Below are 16,796 nucleotides of genomic sequence, written 5' to 3' on the forward strand. Positions count from 1 at the left end.
TTGTCTTCCTAAGACCGCTTGGCCTCCGACTTCGCCAGGTCGGGCGCCGGGGGCGGGCGCAGCCGCGGCGCCGCCACGCCGTTCACCCCGCCGCCGGCCCCGTCGGCGCCGACCCCGGCGTCCCCGCCCGGCGGGGTGACCAGCGGGTCGAGCACCTCCAGGACGGTGTGGCCGGCGGCGGCCGCCTGCGCCGCGCTGCCCGTGCGGCCCCCGGAGATGTCCAGGATGAGCGACGGCCTGCGCGGCAGCCAGCGGGCCAGCTGCGCCGCCGCGACCGCCCAGTAGAACGTCCAGTACAGCGTCAGGGACCGGCCGTCGCCCGGCGCGGCACGCAGATCCGCGACGCTGGGTTCGGGAGGTTGCGCCGGCAGCGGTAGCAACGGTTTGCTCCTGTTCTCGCCCTCTATGGGGACTTCTTCCCCGCGGGTGGCGCGCGTCACCCTCCGTGGTCCCCGGATTCGTCCCGCCCGGGAATCGACGCGCCGGTCCATGCGTTGCACCGTCTCACAACCGTCCGCGTACGGGCGCCCAACGACCCGCGAGACGACCGAAACCGTCGCGAAAAGGGCCACCGGGCGTGCCGTACGGGACCGACGACGATCCGTACAGCGGAGGTGCTGCTCGATGTCCACGGCCGTTGCCGAGCATCCAGGGGACGCCGCGGTGCAGCCGCCGCGCAGCGCCCCCTACGGTCAGATCCGGCTGCGCGGCCCTATATCGTCTGTGGCGTACGGCGCCACCAAGGGCGCCACCACGGACGAAGGGGGTGGTCAGGTGGCCGCAGCGGAGCGACGGCAAGGCGAGGAGCACCTGGACCGCCCGGCAGAGCCGAACGGAGCGGCGGAGGAGGCGCAGTCCCCGGTGCGGGCGAACGCCGCCGAGACCGTGGAGGAGCGGCAGCAGCGCTTCCAACGCGACGTGCTCCCGTTCCTGGACCAGCTGTACTCGGCCGCGTTGCGCATGACGCGCAACCCCGCCGACGCGGAGGACCTCGTCCAGGAGACCTTCGCCAAGGCGTTCGCGTCCTTCCACCAGTTCCGGGAGGGCACCAACCTCAAGGCGTGGCTGTACCGGATCCTCACCAACACCTTCATCAACTCCTACCGCAAGCGGCAGCGGCAGCCGCAGCAGTCGGCCACCGAGGAGATCGAGGACTGGCAGCTCGCGCGGGCGGAGTCGCACACCTCCAGCGGCCTGAAGTCGGCCGAGGCCGAGGCGCTGGAGCACCTGCCCGACACCGACGTCAAGCAGGCCCTGCAGGAGCTGCCCGAGGAGTTCCGCATCGCGGTGTACCTCGCCGACGTCGAGGGCTTCGCCTACAAGGAGATCGCCGAGATCATGGGCACGCCCATCGGCACGGTGATGTCCCGGTTGCACCGCGGACGGCGGCAGCTGCGCGGCATGCTGGAGGACTACGCCCGAGAGCGCGGGCTGACCCGGGCGGGGAGGGGATCGTCATGAGCTGTGGCGACCACCACGAGACGCCGTGCAGCGAGGTGCTGGCCAGGGTCTACACCTATCTGGACGGTGAGCTCGACCAGCAGGGCTGCGGCGAGGTGCAGCAGCATCTGGACGAGTGCGGGCCGTGCCTGCGCGAGTTCGGCCTGGAGGAGGCCGTCAAGAAGCTGGTCGGCAAGTCGTGCGGCTGCGAACCGGTGCCCGCCGACCTGCGCGCCAAGGTGCTGGGGCGCATCGAGCAGCTGTGCGGCGAGCTGAAAGAGGCCGAGGCCGCGAAGGCCGGCGAGGCCGGCGGTGCGGCCGGCGCCGAGGCCGGCGGTCAGGTCGGCGGTGCGGCCGGCGGTGCGGCCGGCGCGGCGCAGGTCGCCGGGGCCGCGGGCAGACAGGCGGCCGGCAGGGCCGGGAAGCGCGCCGCCGACTGATCTAGGGTTTCCGGCGTGCTCGTACTCGTCACCGGCGCTGCCGGGTTCATCGGCTCCCACCTGGTCGACCGGCTGCTGGCCGACGGACACCGGGTCGTCGGCGTCGACGACTTCTCCTCGGGCCGCAACGCCCGCACGGACGTGGAGATCTGGCGCATGGACGTGGCCGACCCGGCGCTGCCCGGCCGGGTCGCGGCCCTGCGGCCCGAGGTGGTCTGCCACCTGGCGGCGCAGGTCAGCGTGCGCGCCAGCGTCGCCGACCCGCTGCACGACGCGCGCGTCAACGCGCTGGGCACCGCCAACGTGCTGGAGGCCGCGCGCGCGGGCGGCGCCCGCAAGGTGGTGTTCGCCTCCAGCTGCGCGGTGTACGGGGTGCCGGACGCGCTGCCCGTCCCACCCGACGCCGAACTGCGGCCCGCCTCTCCCTACGCCGCCTCCAAGGTCACCGGCGAGGTCTACCTGCGCACCTACCGGGCACTGCACGGACTCGACTACACCATCCTGACGCTGGCCAACGTCTACGGGCCGCGGCAGACCCCCGACGGCGAGGCCGGCGTGGTCTCGATCTTCACCGACGCGCTGCTGGCGGGCCGGCCGACCCGGGTGTTCGGCGACGGCACCCAGACCCGCGACTACGTGTACGTGCTCGACGTGGTCGACGCGTTCGCCCGCGCCACCGGAGAGGCGGGCGGCGGCGGCCGGTTCAACGTCGGCACCGGGGTGCAGACCACGGACCGCGAGCTGCACACCCTGGTCGCCGAGGCGGTGGGCGCCCCGGACGACCCCGCGTTCGCGCCGCCGCGGCCCGGCGACCTGCCCGCGATGGCCGTCGACCCGGCGGCCACCGAGCAGGCCCTCGGCTGGCGGGCGCGCGTGCCGCTGCGCGAGGGGCTCGCCGCGACCGCCGCGTGGGCGCGCGAGCGGGCGGCGGCGCAGCCGCCCGAGGCGCGGATCACCTAAGGTGACGATTAGTTCACGCTTTGCTCACGATTCGCCGCATGCCTGTGTGGCCTAGGTCTCCCACGTTAGGCTTGTGCCGGAATCAGCGACGGGAGCACTCGCATGCCCCGGCGGCCGGGACCTCGCGCTCGCCCGGGCGCTCGGGGCCGGTTCACGGGGGGAGGCGAACGCCATGCTCAAGCGTGTCAGGACGGCCGGGCTCCAACGGGACCGGGGCGCCCCGGCGCCGTCGCTGAGGATGCCCGAGGGCGTGTCCTGGGTCTAGGTGGGCGCACCGGCACCACCGGCCCCGGCGGCGGCCCCACGTTCCGTTTCCCGAAGGTGCGGCAATGCGTGGACTACCACTGGCTGCCTGGGCGTACGTCTGCGGCGTGGTCGCTCTGGCGGCCGGGCTCATCGCGACGTCGTCGTTCCGCGAGCTGGACTGGTCGAAGCTGGCGGTGCTGGCCGCCCTGTTCCTCATCTGCGACTCGGCGCCGGCGCTGCTCAACGTCGAACGCGCGCGGGTGTCGCTGAGCTTCGCCGCCAGCCTGGCGTCGGTGGTGCTCCTGGGCCCCGCCGGGGCCGCGCTGCTGGGCGTGTCGGCCGTGGTCACCGGGCAGCGGCTGTTCGCGCCGGTGAAGCGGCTGTTCAACGGCGCCCAGTTCGCGCTGTGCGGGTACGCCGCGGGCACCGTGTTCGAGGCCCTCGGCGGCCATCCGCCCCGGTTCGGCCAGGCCGACTGGGTCGAGCAGGTGATCGTCCCGTTCCTCGGCGCCCTGGTCACCTTCGTCGGCGTCAACCTGCTGCTGATGGCGGGCATCCTGCTGCTGTCCAAGCAGGCGGCGCCGCGCGAGCTGCTGCGCGAGAGCGGCCAGCTGTCGGTGGGCTGCCTCGGCTACGGCATGTTCGGGCTGCTCATCGCGGGCCTGTGGCAGCACGTCGGCACGTTCGCCGCGGTGCTGGTGCTGCTGCCGCTGTTCATCGCCCGGTGGGCGCTGGAGCAGACGCACGCCCAGCAGCAGGCGCATGCGGCGACGCTGGCGGCGCTGTGCCAGGCGGTGGAGACCAAGGACTACTACACCCGCGGCCATTCCGAGCGGGTGTCGCGCGGGTCGGTGATGATCGCCCAGGAGATCGGGATGCGGCCGGACCGGGTGGAGGCGATCCGGTACGCGGGCATGCTGCACGACGTCGGCAAGCTGGGCGTGCCCACCAAGGTGCTGCAGAAGACGGGGGCGCTGACGGAGGAGGAGTTCGCCGCGATCCAGCTGCACCCCATGCGCGGGCTGGAGATCGTGCGCGAGATCGGGTTCCTGGACGAGGCGCTGGCGGGCATCATGCACCACCACGAGAAGATGAACGGCACCGGCTACCCCATGGGCCTGGCGGGCGATGAGATCCCCGAGTTCGCCCGCGTCATCTCGGTGGCGGACGCGTTCGACTCGATGACCTCCACCCGCTCCTACCGCTCGGCGCTCAGCATCGACAAAGCGGTGAGCGAGCTGCGCAAGTGCGCGGGCGACCACTTCGACCCGGTGATGGTCGACGCGTTCCTGCGCGCGCTCGAACGCGAGGGCTGGGACCCGCCCAAGCCCGTGGTGCTGCCCGACGACGACGTCGTCGAGACCACCCAGCAGGACCACGACGACCCCAGCGCCCCGATCCGGGTCGCCGGGGACGGCGCGCGGCGGTAGGGCGCCGTGAACGCGCACCGCACCCGAAGCGCCTGGCAGCGCGTCGACGCCGGGAAGCTGCTGGTCATCGCCGTCGCCGTGCTCCTGGTGGCGGTCTCCGTCACCCGGGTCGCCGCGGTCGGCCTGCAGCAGCCCGACGTCGCGGTGCTGTTCGGCGTGCTGATCGCGCTGGGCGAGCTGTTCCGCATGGTCATGCCCGGCAACCGCGAGGTCGCCCCGGTCGCCACCGCGGGCGCCGTCGGCTACGCCCTGCTGGTGGGCGTCGGCCCCGAGAACGCCCCGCCCGGGGCGCTGCTCGGCGTGCACCCGGCGGTGCACTCGCCGCTGCAGGTGGTGGCGGTGACCGCGGTCGGCATGCTGGTCGGCTCGCTCCCGCACGCCGCGGTCGGCCGGATGCCGCGGCCCGACGCCATGGCGCGGCGGCTGCTCATCGTGGCGGTGGTGGCGCTGTGCTTCCGCCCCCTGCCGGCGCTGGACCTGGACTGGCAGCTGCTGCTGGCGGCGATGTGCCTGACCGTGGTGATCTCCTGCTTCACCGACGTGGTGGTCGCGGCGTGGATCCGCGCCGAGACGGTGCGGGCCCGGTTCGGCATCGCGCTGCGCGACGAGATCCGCGCCAAGATGGCGCTGTGCGCGGCCACCAACGCCACCGCCATGCTCATCGCGGTCGCCACCACCGTGCTCGGGCCGGTGGCGCTGGCGGTGTTCACCGCGCCGATCCTGGTCACCCAGTTCGCCTTCCGCCGCTACTCGGGGGTGCGGGCCACCTACCTGCAGACGGTGCGGGCGCTGTCGCGGGTCACCGAGGTCGGCGGCTACGTCGAGACCGGGCACTCGCGGCGGGTGTCGCGGCTGGCCGTGGGCATGGGCCGCGAGCTGGGCATGTGCGAGGAGGAGCTGCTGGAGCTGGAGTACGCGGCCCTCATGCACGACATCGGCCAGCTGTCGCTCGGCGACCCCATCCCCGGCGGGGCCACCGTGCTGGCCTCGCCCACCGAGCAGCGCCGCATCGCCGAGCTCGGCGCCGAGGTGATCAAGCAGACCGGCGTGCTGGACCGGGTGGCGCACATCGTCAAGCTGTCCTCGCACCCCTACCGCACCGCCGCGTCCCCCGACGAGAGCGCGGCCGCCCACACCTCCCGGCGCGGCAAAGGCGAGACCGCGGGCGCCGACGACGGCGTCGAGCGGCCGGCGCCGCCGCCGCTGGCCAGCCGCATCATCAAGGTCGCCAACGCCTACGACGACCTGGTCGGCGACTCCTCCGACCGCGACCGGGGCGCCGCGGTGCTGGAGCGGCTGCGGCTGGACTCGGCGTCGGAGTACGACCCCGCCGTGGTGGAGGCGCTCAGCCGCGTCGTCGAACGCCGCACCCGCGTGTAGCGCGGCCCCTGCCCGCGGTGCGCCCGGCGCCGCACGTGCCGCGACCGGTCGCCGGACGCGGCGCGGCATGGGGGCGGCGGACAAAACTACCGGCCGGTATTTGTCGCTCGCGCGCCCGGACGAGCGTGCGCGTGCGCAATAGGGTCGGCCACATCCGTTCCGGCGCGCCGTCGCGTGCACAGCCGTGCACGTGAAAGGAGAATCCCCTGGTGTTCGAGTCCGTGCTCGTGGCGAACCGCGGTGAGATCGCCAGCCGGATCATCCACACCGTGCGTGCGATGGGTCTGAAGGCCATCGCGGTGTACTCCGAGGCCGACGCCGACCTGCCGTTCGTCGCCGAGGCCGACGAGGCCATCCTGATCGGCCCGCCGCCGCCCGCGCGCAGCTACCTGGACGCCGCGCGCATCCTGGAGGCCGCGCGCCGCACCAACGCGCAGGCCGTCCACCCCGGGTACGGGTTCCTGGCGGAGAACGCCGAGTTCGCCCGGCAGGTGGTCGACGCGGGCCTGGCGTGGGTCGGCCCGCCGCCGCTGGCGATCGCCCGCATGGGCGACAAGATCAACGCGCGGAACCTGATGAAGGAGGCGGGCGTCCCGGTCGCGCCCGGCGTGTGGGAGCCGGTGCCGGACGCCGGCACCGCCGCCGAGGAGGCCGAGCGCATCGGCTACCCGGTGATGGTCAAGGCCGCGGCGGGCGGGGGCGGCATCGGCATGGCCGCCGTCCGCGACGAGGCGGCCCTGCGCGCGGCGTTCGAGACCGCCCGCAGCCGCGCCGAGCGGTTCTTCGGCAGCGCCGACATCCTGCTGGAACGGTACGTGGAGCGGGCCCGGCACGTGGAGGTGCAGATCCTCGGGCTGGCCGACGGCACCGTGCTGGCGCTGGGCGAGCGGGACTGCTCGGTGCAGCGCCGCCACCAGAAGGTCGCCGAGGAGGCCCCGTCGCCGGGCGTCGCCGGCGAGCTGCGCGAGCGGATGCTGGCCGCGGCGGTGCGGGCGGGCGAGGCGATCGGGTACCGCGGGGCGGGCACCGTGGAGTTCCTGGTCGACCCGGCCACCAAGGACTTCTTCTTCCTGGAGATGAACACCCGGCTGCAGGTCGAGCACCCGGTCACCGAGCTGGTCACCGGCATCGACCTGGTCGAGCAGCAGCTGCTGGTCGCGGCGGGGGAGCCGGTGTCGTTCACCGCCGCCGAGCCGCGCGGCCACGCGATCGAGCTGCGCGTGTACGCCGAGGACCCGGTGCGGTTCCTGCCCGGCCCCGGCCGGATCAGCGTGTGGGAGGAGCCGGTCGGCGACGGCATCCGCATCGACGCCGGATACGCCGAGGGCAACACCGTCACCCCGCACTACGACCCGCTGCTGGCCAAGCTGTGCGTGCACGCCGACACGCGCGACGGCGCGCTCCGGCGGGCGCGGGCGGCGGTCGGGGCGTTCCGCATCGAAGGGCCCAAGACCAACCTGCCGTTCCTTGCCGAGCTGCTCGACCACCCGGAGTTCGCCGACGGGTCCTACGACACCGGGCTCGTCGGCCGGATGCGGGAGCGCTAGCCGCCCCGCCGCACCCCGTCCGCCGCGTCCCGCGGCGGGCGACCCGCCGACCCGCGGCGGCGCCCGGTCCCGGGCGCGTCCGCCGAAACCGTCCCTGGCACATCGAAGGAAGGAACCGCCGTGGCCGACGTGCACGCCGAGATGGTGGCGAACGTGTGGAAGGTGACCGCCGCCGAGGGCGACCAGGTGAACGAGGGCGACACCCTGGTGATCCTGGAGTCGATGAAGATGGAGATCCCGGTGCTGGCCGAGGAGCCGGGCCGGGTCGCCAAGCTGGCGGTCACCGAGGGCCAGGTCGTCCAGGAGGGCGACCTGATCGCCGTCATCGAGTAATACGCTCGCACCGTGGAGACGTACTGCGACCGCTGCGGCGCCCCGGAGGCGGAAGGCGACCACCGCGAATGCCGGGCCGCCCGGCTGATGGAGCCGCCGCGCTACTGCACCCGGTGCCGTCGCCGCATGGTGGTCCAGGTGACGCCGATGGGGTGGACGGCCCGCTGCGCCGAGCACGGCACGCTCACCTCGGCCTGACCCGCCGCGGCGGCGTGCCCGTCACAGCGGCATGTGGTAGGCGAGCAGGTGTTTTCCGGACTCCAGGGGCCAGTCGCGCTCGGGCGTCCGGCGAAAGCCCAGCCGCTCGTACAGGCGGTGGGCCGCCGGCATGTTGTGCTGCGTGACCAGCCGCAGCCCGGACAGCCCCGCCGCGCGGGCGCGGTCCAGGCACGCCTCGACCAGGGCGCGGCCCACGCCCCGGCCGCGCGCCCGCTCCACCACGGCCAGCATGCGGAACTCGGCCTCGTCCGCGCCGGCGAGCGCCGCGTACCGGCTGCCGGGCGGGCAGTAGGCCACCGCGCCCACCACCTCGCCGGCGAGCTCGGCCACGAGCAGCTCGGTGTCCGCGGCGCGGGCGCGGGCGTCGCGCAGTTCGGGCACGTACCCGGAGTCGGGCTCGACCAGCCCGCCGCCCACGTAGACCTCGACGGTCAGCTCGCCCACGAGATCGTGCTCGTCCGGACGGGCGGTCCGCACCGTCACCGGGCCGCGCGCAACCGACGTCTCTGCCACCTGTGGTGCTCCCTGGGGGTCGATCGGATCCGCGCCTCAGGGTATGCCCGGGGTCAGCGGCGGGCGATGTCCGCGCAGGTCGTCTCGTCGGGCAGCAGCGGCCGGAAGCGGACGAAGTACAGGTGCGCGCCGCTGCGCCAGGCGGTGCCGGACGAACCGGACGACTCGGATGCGGCGAGGCGCTCGGCGGTCGCGGCGTCGCGGCCGCTCAGCACCGTGCACAGCAGCCGTCCGGCGACCCGCTCGCCCCGGTCGAGCGGCGCCAGCGGCCAGGCCTTCACGGCCGGGCCGTCGCCGGAACCGGCGTCCGCGCCGACCCGCCCGGCCAGCACCGCCACCCGGGCGGCGCGGTACGGCCGCACCGGCCCCGCCAGGTCGCCTGCGGCCCAGCCCGTCGGATCCAGGCGCCGGTGGAAGCGCGTCACCGGGCCGTCGTGCTCCTCGGGCATGACCACCCGGGTGCGCGCGGCCCCCATGGTGATCTCCAGGTTCATGGCGTCCATGACCAGCCGGCCCGGGGCGATCGTGCGGGACCGGTCGAGCCCCGCCGCGCGGGCCCCGTCGAGCAGGCGCCGCAGCGCGTCCGGCCGCAGCCGGTACTCGGTGGCGCCCCGGCCGCCGCCGTCCGGGATGAAGATCGCGCGCCCGTCGCCGTACAGCGAGAATTCGGGGAGGTCGCCGGGGCCGCCGCGCCCGGCGATGCCCCCGGTCCGGCGCCAGCGCAGGACCGGTTGCGCGCCGGAGGACGGTCCCGTGGTCGCCGTTCCGTTCGGAGACGGCGCAGACGGCGGGGACGAGGGGGCGTCCGCCGTTGTGCCGGTGTCGGAGCCGCAGGAGGCGAGGACGATCGCCCCCGCCAGCGCCGCCGCGGCCCCTGTCGCGCGTGTGAGCCCGGCCATGGAGCTTGGACGCGGCGCGCCATCGCCGGGTTCCGCGGGATTTCCGGGGCATTCCGGGGGTATGCGCGCGAACCCGCGTACAAATTCCCCTGGCCAAGACTGTGGAAATCGGCGAGGGCGCCGCCGGAGCGGCCCGCGCTAGGGTGCCGGTCGTGAGTGTGCTCGTGGTGACCGGAACCTGTACGGGCGTCGGCAAGACGATCGTGACCGCTGCGCTGGCCGCGCTGGCCGCCGCCCGCGGGTCGTCGGTCGCCGTGGTCAAGCTCGCGCAGACCGGCGTGCGGCCCGGCGAACCCGGCGACCTGGACGTCGTGCGGCGGCTGGCGGGCGTGGACGACCTGCACGAGTTCGCCCGCTTCCCGGACGCGCTGTCCCCGGCCGCGGCCGCCCGCCGCTCCGGGCTGCCGCCGGTGGCGCTGTCGGAGGTGGCGGGCCGCATCCGCGAGCTGGCCGAGACCCGCCGCCTGGTGCTGGTGGAGGGCGCGGGCGGGCTGCTGGTCCGCTACGACGAGGAGGGCACCACCGTCGCCGACCTGGCCCGCTGGCTGGGCGCCCCCGCCGTCGTGGTGACCCGGCCCGGCCTCGGCACCCTCAACCACACCGCGCTGACCCTGGAGGCGATGGCGCACCGCGGCGTGCAGCCCGCCGGCGTGGTGATCGGGGAGTGGCCCGAGAAGCCGGACCTGGCGATGCGCAGCAACGTGCCGGACCTGGAGACCATCTCGGCCCGGCCGCTGGCCGGGGCGGTGCCCGCGGGCGCGGGCGCCCTCGACCCGGCCGAGTTCCTGGTGGCCGCGCACCGCGCGCTGTCCCCGGTGTTCGGCGGCTCCTTCGACCCGGCCGCGTTCCGCGGCGCCCAGGGCACCGCCGTCCCCTGACCGCCCGGCTCCGCCGAGCCGAAGTCCCTCCCCAGAACACGAACACCGTGTCAACCCAGGAAGGAAGGTAGGGGTCCGTGACCGACATCCTTGAGGTCGCCCGACGCCAGGTGCTGGAGGAGGGCCGGGGGCTGTCCGCCGAGCAGGCCCTGGAGTGCCTGACCCTGCCCGACGAGCGGATCTCCGACCTGCTGGCGCTGGCGCACGAGGTCCGGATGCGCTGGTGCGGGCCCGAGGTCGAGGTCGAGGGGATCGTCTCGCTGAAGACCGGCGGCTGCCCCGAGGACTGCCACTTCTGCTCGCAGTCGGGCCGGTTCGAGTCCCCGGTGCGGTCGGTGTGGCTGAACATCCCCGAGCTGGTGGAGGCGGCCAGGGAGACCGCCCGCACCGGCGCCACCGAGTTCTGCATCGTCGCGGCCGTGCGCGGCCCGGACGAGCGGCTGATGGCGCAGGTCCGCGAGGGGGTCAAGGCCGTCAACGACGCCGTCGAGATCAACATCGCCTGCTCGCTGGGCATGCTCACCCGGGCCCAGGTGGACGAGCTGGTCGCGATGGGCGTGCACCGCTACAACCACAACCTGGAGACCGCCCGCTCCCACTTCCCCAACGTGGTCACCACGCACTCCTGGGAGGAGCGCTGGGAGACCTGCCTCATGGTCAAAGAGGCGGGCATGGAGCTGTGCTGCGGCGGCATCATCGGCATGGGCGAGACCGTCGAGCAGCGCGCCGAGTTCGCCGGGCAGCTGGCCGAGCTGGAGCCGGACGAGGTGCCGCTGAACTTCCTGGCGCCGCGTCCGGGCACCCCGTTCGCCGACCGTCCGCTGGTGGAGGGCCCCGAGGCGCTCAAGACGATCGGCGCGTTCCGGCTGGCGCTGCCGCGCACGATCCTGCGCTACGCGGGCGGCCGCGAGCTGACCCTGGGCGACCTGGGCACCCGCGACGGCATGCTGGGCGGCATCAACGCCATCATCGTCGGCAACTACCTGACCACCCTCGGCCGCCCCGCCGCCCAGGACCTGGCCCTGCTCGACGAACTGCAGATGCCGATCAAGGCCCTCTCCCAGACCCTGTGACCCGCGCGGGCCGCCCCGCACGCGGACGGGGCGGCCGCGCTAGTTCCGTTTGAGCCGGGTGATGAACTTGTAGCGGTCGCCCCGGTAGAGGCTCTGGGCGAACTCGACCGGCTGGCCGGTGTCGTCCAGAGCGTGCCGGGACAGCAGCAGCATCGGCAGCCCCACGTCCACGCCCAGCAGCTGGGCGTCGTGCGGGGTCGCCAGCACCGTCTCGATCGTCTCCTCGGCCTCGGCGAGGTGGACGTCGTAGGCGGTGGCCAGCGTCTCGTACAGCGAGCGGTGCCGCGGCAGCTCGCGCCGCAGGCCCGGGAAGCGGCGGGCCGGCAGGTGCGAGGTGTCGATCGACATGGCCTCCCCGTCGGCCAGCCGCAGCCGGTGGATGCGCAGCACCCGGCCCCCCGTCCGGATGCCGAGCAGACCGGCCAGGCGCTCGTCGGCGCTGACGTAACCGATCTCCAGGATGCGGGTCTCGGGCCGCAGGCCCTTGTGCCGCATGTCCTCGGTGTAGCTGACCAGCTGCAGCTCCTGGGCGACCTTCGGCTTGGCGACGAAGGTGCCCTTCCCCTGGATGCGCTGCAGCCGCCCCTCGACGACCAGTTCGGCCAGCGCCTGGCGGACCGTGGTGCGCGAGGTCTCGTACTTCTCGGCGAGGGTCCGCTCCGGCGGGAGCGGGCTACCGGGAGGCAGGGACTGGATCAGCTCGACGAGCAGTTCCTTGAGCTTGTAGTACTTCGGAATGCGCGGTGCGTTGGCCGAGTGGTGCCGGCCGATGTCGCTGAGTGGTGCCCGATCGGCTCTGTAGCCGCCCCCGTGCCGGGGCCCGCCCCTGACCTCCGTCACGGTCTCTCCTCACGTTCATCATGGGTTTCCCCGATGTTATGTGTGAAGGGTACGGGTGGCCGACGCGGCGACATCTTTCAGGCCCCGTTCTAGCGTTGTGAGGTCGGACTCGTCGAGGGTGGCTCGGGCGGTGACGCGCAGGCACGCCTGCCCCTTCGGCACCGACGGGGGCCGGAAGCAGCCGACGCGGGCGCCGTGCCGCGCGCAGATCTCCTGGCCGCGCACCGCCGCCGCCGGCTCGCCCAGCACCACCGGCACCACGGCGGCGGCGGGCTCGGCGGTGGTCTCCAACCCCAGCTCGGCGGCCATCGCGGCGATCCGGCGGGCCAGGCCGCGGGCGCGGGCGGGCAGGTCCGGTTCGGCGGCCAGCACGTCCAGGGCGGCCAGCGCGGCCCCCGCGGCGGGCGGCGCCAGCCCCGTATCGAAGATCATCGAACGTCCGGTGTCGACGAGCGTCTGCACGACCTCGGGGGCGCCGAGCACCGCGCCGCCCTGGGCGCCCAGCGACTTGGACAGGGTGAGGGTGAGCACCACGTCCGGCTCCCCGGCCAGGCCGGCGGCGTGCACGGCGCCGCGTCCCCCCTCGCCGACCACGCCCAGGGCGTGCGCCTCGTCCACCACCAGCAGCGCCCCGTGCGCGCGGGCCGCCCGGTGCAGCTCGCGCAGCGGCGCCAGGTCGCCCGCCACCGAGAACACCGCGTCGGTGACGACCAGGGCGTGCTCCTCCTCCCGGCCGGCGAGCACCGCCTCCACGGCGCCGACGTCGCGGTGCGGGACGACCGCCACCCGCGACCGCGACAGCCGGCAGGCGTCGATGATCGAGGCGTGGTTGACCTGGTCGGACACCACCAGCACCCCGGGGCCGCCCAGCCCCGCCACCGCGCCGAGGTTGGCCATGTAGCCGGAGGAGAACACCAGCCCGGCGGCGCTTCCGGTGAACGCGGCCAGCCGCTCGTCCAGCTCGGCGTGCAGCCGCGTCGTGCCGGTCACCAGCCGGGACCCGGTGGCCCCGGTGCCCCACGCGCGCGCCGCCGCGACCGCGCCCTCGACCAGCCGCGGGTCGCGCGACAGCCCCAGATAGTCGTTGGACGCCAGGTCGATGAGCCCGTCGTGGTCGGCGGTCCGGGGCCGCAGGCTCCGCCGCAGCCCGGCCCGCTCGCGGCGGACGGCGGCGGCGCGCAGCCGCTCCAGGGGATCAGGTGCCATGACCAGATCTTGCCAGGTCCCGTGCCCGGCCCCGGCGGCGGGTGAGGGGCCGGGGGCGGACGGGGCGGTCCTCGGCATCGGCGATGATGGAGCCGTGCCCACTTTGACCGATCTGGTACGCGACCACACCGACCTCACCGACACCGACCTGGAGTGGCTGCACGCCCTGGTGTCGGACTGGCAGCTGCTGGCGGACCTGTCGTTCGCCGACCTGCTGCTGTGGGTGCCGCTGCGGTCGGCGGAGGGCCCGGTGCCGTCGTCGTGGGTGGCGATCGCGCAGATGCGCCCCACCACCGGCCCCACCGCCTACCCCGAGGACCTGGTCGGCCGGATCGTGCGCAGCGGACGGCGCGGCCTGATCGACGTGGCCTGGCGCGAGCAGCGCATCGTCCGCGAGGGCGACCCGGAGTGGGGCAGCGGCATCCCCGTCCGGGAGGAGTCGATCCCGGTGCGGCGCGGCGCCAAGATGCTCGGCGTCATCCAGCGCAGCACCAACCTCAGCTCGGCCCGCACCCCGAGCCGCCTGGAGCTGACGTACCTGCAGAGCGCCAGCGACCTGGCCCAGATGATCTCCGAGGGCCGGTTCCCGGTGCCGGGGGAGGAGCCCAACCTGGTGCGCGCGCCGCGCGTCGGCGACGGGCTGATCCGGCTGGACCGGGCCGGGCGGGTCACCTACGCCAGCCCGAACGCGCAGTCGGCCTACCGGCGCCTCGGCTTCCCCACCGACCTGGTCGGCGAGGTGCTCGGCGAGATCACCACCCAGCTGTGCGACACCGGCGAGCCGCTGGAGGAGGCGCTGAGCGTGCTGCTCAGCGGCCGTGCGCCGCGCGAGGTGGAGGTGGAGGCGCACGGGTCGGTGATGCAGCTGCGCACCATCCCGCTGATCGTGGGCGGCACCCGGATCGGCGCGATCGTGCTGTGCCGCGACGTCACCGAGCTGCGCTGGCGCGACCGCGAGCTGATGACCAAGGACGCCACCATCCGGGAGATCCACCACCGGGTGAAGAACAACCTGCAGACGGTCGCGGCGCTGCTGCGGCTGCAGGCCCGGCGGCTGCGCATCCCCGAGGGGCGGGCCGCGCTGGACGAGGCGGTGCGCCGGGTCGGGTCCATCGCGATCGTCCACGAGACCCTGTCGCTCACCCCCGACGAGCTGATCGACTTCGATGACATCGCCGACCGCGTGATCACCATGGCGGGGGAGGTGTCCACGCCGGAGGCGCGGGTGACGCCCAAGCGCACCGGCAGCTTCGGCGTGCTGCCCGCCGAGGTCGCCACGCCGCTGGCGATGGCGCTCACCGAGCTGCTGCAGAACGCCCTGGAGCACGGCCTGTCCAACCGGTTCGGGACGCTGGAGGTCAGCGCGCGGCGGCGGGAGGCGGAGGGCGAGGCCGGGCCGCGGCTGGCGGTCACGGTCTCCGACGACGGGGTGGGCCTGCCCGCCGACTTCGACGTGGAGAGCAGCAACAGCCTGGGGCTGCAGATCGTCCGCACGCTCATCGTGGGCGAGCTGGGCGGGCGGCTGGAGTTCGGGCGGCGCGAGGGCGGCGGCACCGAGGTGCTGGTGGACATCCCGCTCGACCCGACCGGAGCGCGCGCCCCGGCGGCGCGGGACCGGGGCGTGGCGGCGCGTCCCGCCCTGAAGGACCTCGGCCTCGGCCGGAGCCGCGACGGCGGGCGGTCGTCCCTGCAGGGACGGCCCGAGCGGGGGATCTAGGTGGCTTCCCGGGCAAAGACCAGCGCCCGCGGCGGTGCCGCGGGCGCTTGGAGTCTGCGGACGCGCGGTGCTCTCCGACCGGGGGGTTCGGAGGCGGCGCGCCGGCGGGGAGGCGGACGCCGTCCGGCGGCGGCTCAGACCCGGGCGTTGGCGCGGGCACGCGCGCGGGCGGTGCGCCGCTTGAGGATGCGCCGCTCGTCCTCGCTCATGCCGCCCCACACGCCGGCGTCCTGGCCGGACTCCAGCGCCCAGCGCAGACAGGCGTCGGTCACGTCGCAGCGGCGGCATACCTGCTTGGCCTCTTCGATCTGCAGGAGCGCGGGCCCGGTGTTGCCGATCGGGAAGAACAGCTCGGGGTCCACGTCACGGCAGGCTGCGCGGTGGCGCCAGTCCATGCGGTCCACTCCTTCGTCAGCGTGGAGGAATCGCCCCCACATTCTTGTGAACTGATTCACATGTCTCGCGAGACACCCCGAGCCGCGGAAGGGGGGTTGGGTTCAGGGGTGGTCGTTGCGTGGCGCTCCTCGAACACGAGGCTGACGACGTTGGGCCTCTGTCGCGGCGCACTTTGAGCGTGTCAGGGCAGCGTAGGGGGACGCAAGACCTTTGAGAAACGTTTCTCAAAGTATGAGTGTCATATGTGTCACATCCGTGGTTCAGCGGTGTTGCTTTGCCGTTAACTCGGACGTGACCGGCGTCATATGACCACCCGTATCGCCTTCGGGACGGCACGGAAGGTGATGACCGGCGTCTCGCCCAGGTAGTCGCCGTCGAGCTGGTAGGCCACCGGCCGCGGCGCCCGCAGCGTGACCTCGGCCGCATCGTGCACGTTCACCACATGGCGGCCCTGCACGGGACGGGTCCGGGCCACCATCATCTGCGCCACCGTCGCCAGCGCCGGAGCCGCCTCCAGCGACCGCATCGCGAACACGTCCAGGCCCTTGTTGAAGTTGGCGCGCGGACTCGGATTCACCGGAAGCGGACCAAGGAAAGTCCACGGCGAGGTGTTGGAGACAAAGGCCAAAAACAGCCCCGCTTTCGGCGGGCGGCCCGCCTGTTCCAGGGTCAGTGCGGGACGCCTGCGGTCGGTCCCGGCGAAGAAATGCCGTATCGCCGTCCGCACGTACAGGGACGCGGGCGCCCGGCCGCCCTTGCGGCGCTGCCGCTCGACCTCGCGGACGACCTCGGCGTCCAGGCCCACCCCGGCGTTGAAGGTGAAATACCGCTCGGGGGCGTCGGGAAGGCTCGCCGTGCCGAGGCCCACCGTGCGGTGCCGCCCGGCCCGCAGGCCCTGCAGCACCTGGCGGGTCGCCCCGAGCGGGTCGCCCGGCAGGCCCAGCGCCCGGGCGAACACGTTCGCGCTGCCGCACGGCACCACGGCCAGCACCGGCAGGTCCGGGGACGGCCCGTCGGCCAGCAGCCCGTTGACGGCCTCGTTGACCGTGCCGTCGCCGCCGAGCACCACGACCCGGTCGTACCCCTCGTGCGCGGCCTTGCGGGCCAGCTCCATGGCGTGGCCGCGGTGCGCCGTCTCGGCGAGATCGACGGTCAGATCGCCGGTGAAGGCCCGCAGCATGATGTCGCGGGCCCGCCGCGTGGTCGAGGTCGCCTTGGGGTTGGCGATGAGCATGGCGCGCACGGCGTTCAGCGTATCCGTGCTCGGGGACAGGGGCGC

The 16,796-nt window shown here is 74.2% G+C and carries 16 protein-coding genes and 1 pseudogene; 11 read left to right on the plus strand and 6 right to left on the minus strand.

Annotated features, from left to right (window positions below; translation table 11 throughout):
- Positions 1-861 precede the first annotated feature (861 nt).
- The 8 genes and pseudogenes from ABD879_RS00715 to bsaP all read left to right on the plus strand — a co-directional run bounded on the left by ABD879_RS00715 (position 862) and on the right by bsaP (position 7,974).
- Positions 862-1,461 (plus strand): sigma-70 family RNA polymerase sigma factor, encoded by a 600-nt coding sequence (locus tag ABD879_RS00715; protein WP_345016575.1) that lies wholly within the window; start codon positions 862-864, stop codon positions 1,459-1,461.
- Positions 1,458-1,733 (plus strand): annotated as a pseudogene (gene rsrA, locus ABD879_RS00720) (mycothiol system anti-sigma-R factor); the annotation flags it as partial. The gene ABD879_RS00715 and the pseudogene rsrA, both read left to right, overlap by 4 nt.
- 162 nt (positions 1,734-1,895) lie before the next feature.
- Entirely contained in the window at positions 1,896-2,840 is a 945-nt protein-coding gene (locus ABD879_RS00725; protein WP_345016326.1) for an NAD-dependent epimerase/dehydratase family protein, read from the plus strand.
- 329 nt (positions 2,841-3,169) lie between these two features.
- Positions 3,170-4,516, plus strand: a complete 1,347-nt coding sequence (locus ABD879_RS00730; protein WP_345016328.1) for an HD-GYP domain-containing protein — start codon at positions 3,170-3,172, stop codon at positions 4,514-4,516.
- A 6-nt stretch (positions 4,517-4,522) separates the two neighbouring features.
- Positions 4,523-5,896 (plus strand): HD-GYP domain-containing protein, encoded by a 1,374-nt coding sequence (locus ABD879_RS00735; protein ID WP_345016330.1) that lies wholly within the window; start codon positions 4,523-4,525, stop codon positions 5,894-5,896.
- A 209-nt stretch (positions 5,897-6,105) separates the two neighbouring features.
- Positions 6,106-7,443 (plus strand): acetyl-CoA carboxylase biotin carboxylase subunit, encoded by a 1,338-nt coding sequence (locus ABD879_RS00740; RefSeq protein WP_345016332.1) that lies wholly within the window; start codon positions 6,106-6,108, stop codon positions 7,441-7,443.
- A gap of 120 nt (positions 7,444-7,563) precedes the next feature.
- Positions 7,564-7,776, plus strand: a complete 213-nt coding sequence (locus tag ABD879_RS00745) for a biotin/lipoyl-binding carrier protein (RefSeq protein WP_345016334.1) — start codon at positions 7,564-7,566, stop codon at positions 7,774-7,776.
- A gap of 12 nt (positions 7,777-7,788) precedes the next feature.
- Entirely contained in the window at positions 7,789-7,974 is a 186-nt protein-coding gene (gene bsaP, locus ABD879_RS00750) for a biotin synthase auxiliary protein BsaP (RefSeq protein ID WP_345016336.1), read from the plus strand.
- Positions 7,975-7,995: 21 nt separating this feature from the next.
- Here bsaP and ABD879_RS00755 read toward each other — a convergent pair whose 3' ends face one another.
- Both ABD879_RS00755 and ABD879_RS00760 read right to left on the minus strand, forming a co-directional pair.
- Positions 7,996-8,508: a GNAT family N-acetyltransferase gene (locus ABD879_RS00755; protein ID WP_345016338.1), complete on the minus strand. Its 513-nt coding sequence runs from the start codon at positions 8,506-8,508 to the stop codon at positions 7,996-7,998.
- Positions 8,509-8,561: 53 nt separating this feature from the next.
- A complete protein-coding gene (locus tag ABD879_RS00760; protein ID WP_345016340.1) occupies positions 8,562-9,407 on the minus strand; it encodes a hypothetical protein in 846 nt (281 codons plus the stop codon).
- A 152-nt stretch (positions 9,408-9,559) separates the two neighbouring features.
- Between ABD879_RS00760 and bioD the strand changes: the two genes are divergently transcribed.
- Both bioD and bioB read left to right on the plus strand, forming a co-directional pair.
- A complete protein-coding gene (gene bioD, locus ABD879_RS00765; protein WP_345016342.1) occupies positions 9,560-10,285 on the plus strand; it encodes a dethiobiotin synthase in 726 nt (241 codons plus the stop codon).
- Between the two features lie 77 nt (positions 10,286-10,362).
- On the plus strand, positions 10,363-11,358 hold the full coding sequence (gene bioB, locus ABD879_RS00770; protein WP_345016343.1) for a biotin synthase BioB: 996 nt from the start codon (positions 10,363-10,365) through the stop codon (positions 11,356-11,358).
- A 39-nt stretch (positions 11,359-11,397) separates the two neighbouring features.
- On the opposite strand, the gene ABD879_RS00775 is transcribed toward bioB, so the two are convergent.
- The gene (locus ABD879_RS00775) at positions 11,398-12,198 is read right to left on the minus strand and encodes a GntR family transcriptional regulator (RefSeq protein WP_285496757.1); all 801 of its coding nucleotides are present in this window, start codon (positions 12,196-12,198) and stop codon (positions 11,398-11,400) included.
- Between the two features lie 36 nt (positions 12,199-12,234).
- Positions 12,235-13,404, minus strand: coding sequence for an 8-amino-7-oxononanoate synthase (locus tag ABD879_RS00780; protein ID WP_345016346.1), 1,170 nt, complete (start codon positions 13,402-13,404; stop codon positions 12,235-12,237).
- A 94-nt stretch (positions 13,405-13,498) separates the two neighbouring features.
- On the opposite strand from ABD879_RS00780, the gene ABD879_RS00785 reads away from it, so the two are divergent.
- Positions 13,499-15,121, plus strand: a complete 1,623-nt coding sequence (locus ABD879_RS00785) for a histidine kinase N-terminal domain-containing protein (protein WP_345016348.1) — start codon at positions 13,499-13,501, stop codon at positions 15,119-15,121.
- 134 nt (positions 15,122-15,255) lie between these two features.
- Here the strand turns inward: ABD879_RS00785 and ABD879_RS00790 are convergent, their stop codons facing one another.
- Complete coding sequence (locus tag ABD879_RS00790) at positions 15,256-15,516, minus strand: WhiB family transcriptional regulator (RefSeq protein ID WP_285496754.1); 261 nt, start codon at positions 15,514-15,516, stop codon at positions 15,256-15,258.
- 302 nt (positions 15,517-15,818) lie between these two features.
- Positions 15,819-16,751, minus strand: coding sequence for a diacylglycerol/lipid kinase family protein (locus tag ABD879_RS00795; RefSeq protein WP_345016577.1), 933 nt, complete (start codon positions 16,749-16,751; stop codon positions 15,819-15,821).
- Positions 16,752-16,796 lie beyond the last annotated feature (45 nt).

It is taken from the genome of Actinomadura keratinilytica (genome assembly GCF_039539665.1).
Classification (GTDB): domain Bacteria; phylum Actinomycetota; class Actinomycetes; order Streptosporangiales; family Streptosporangiaceae; genus Spirillospora; species Spirillospora keratinilytica.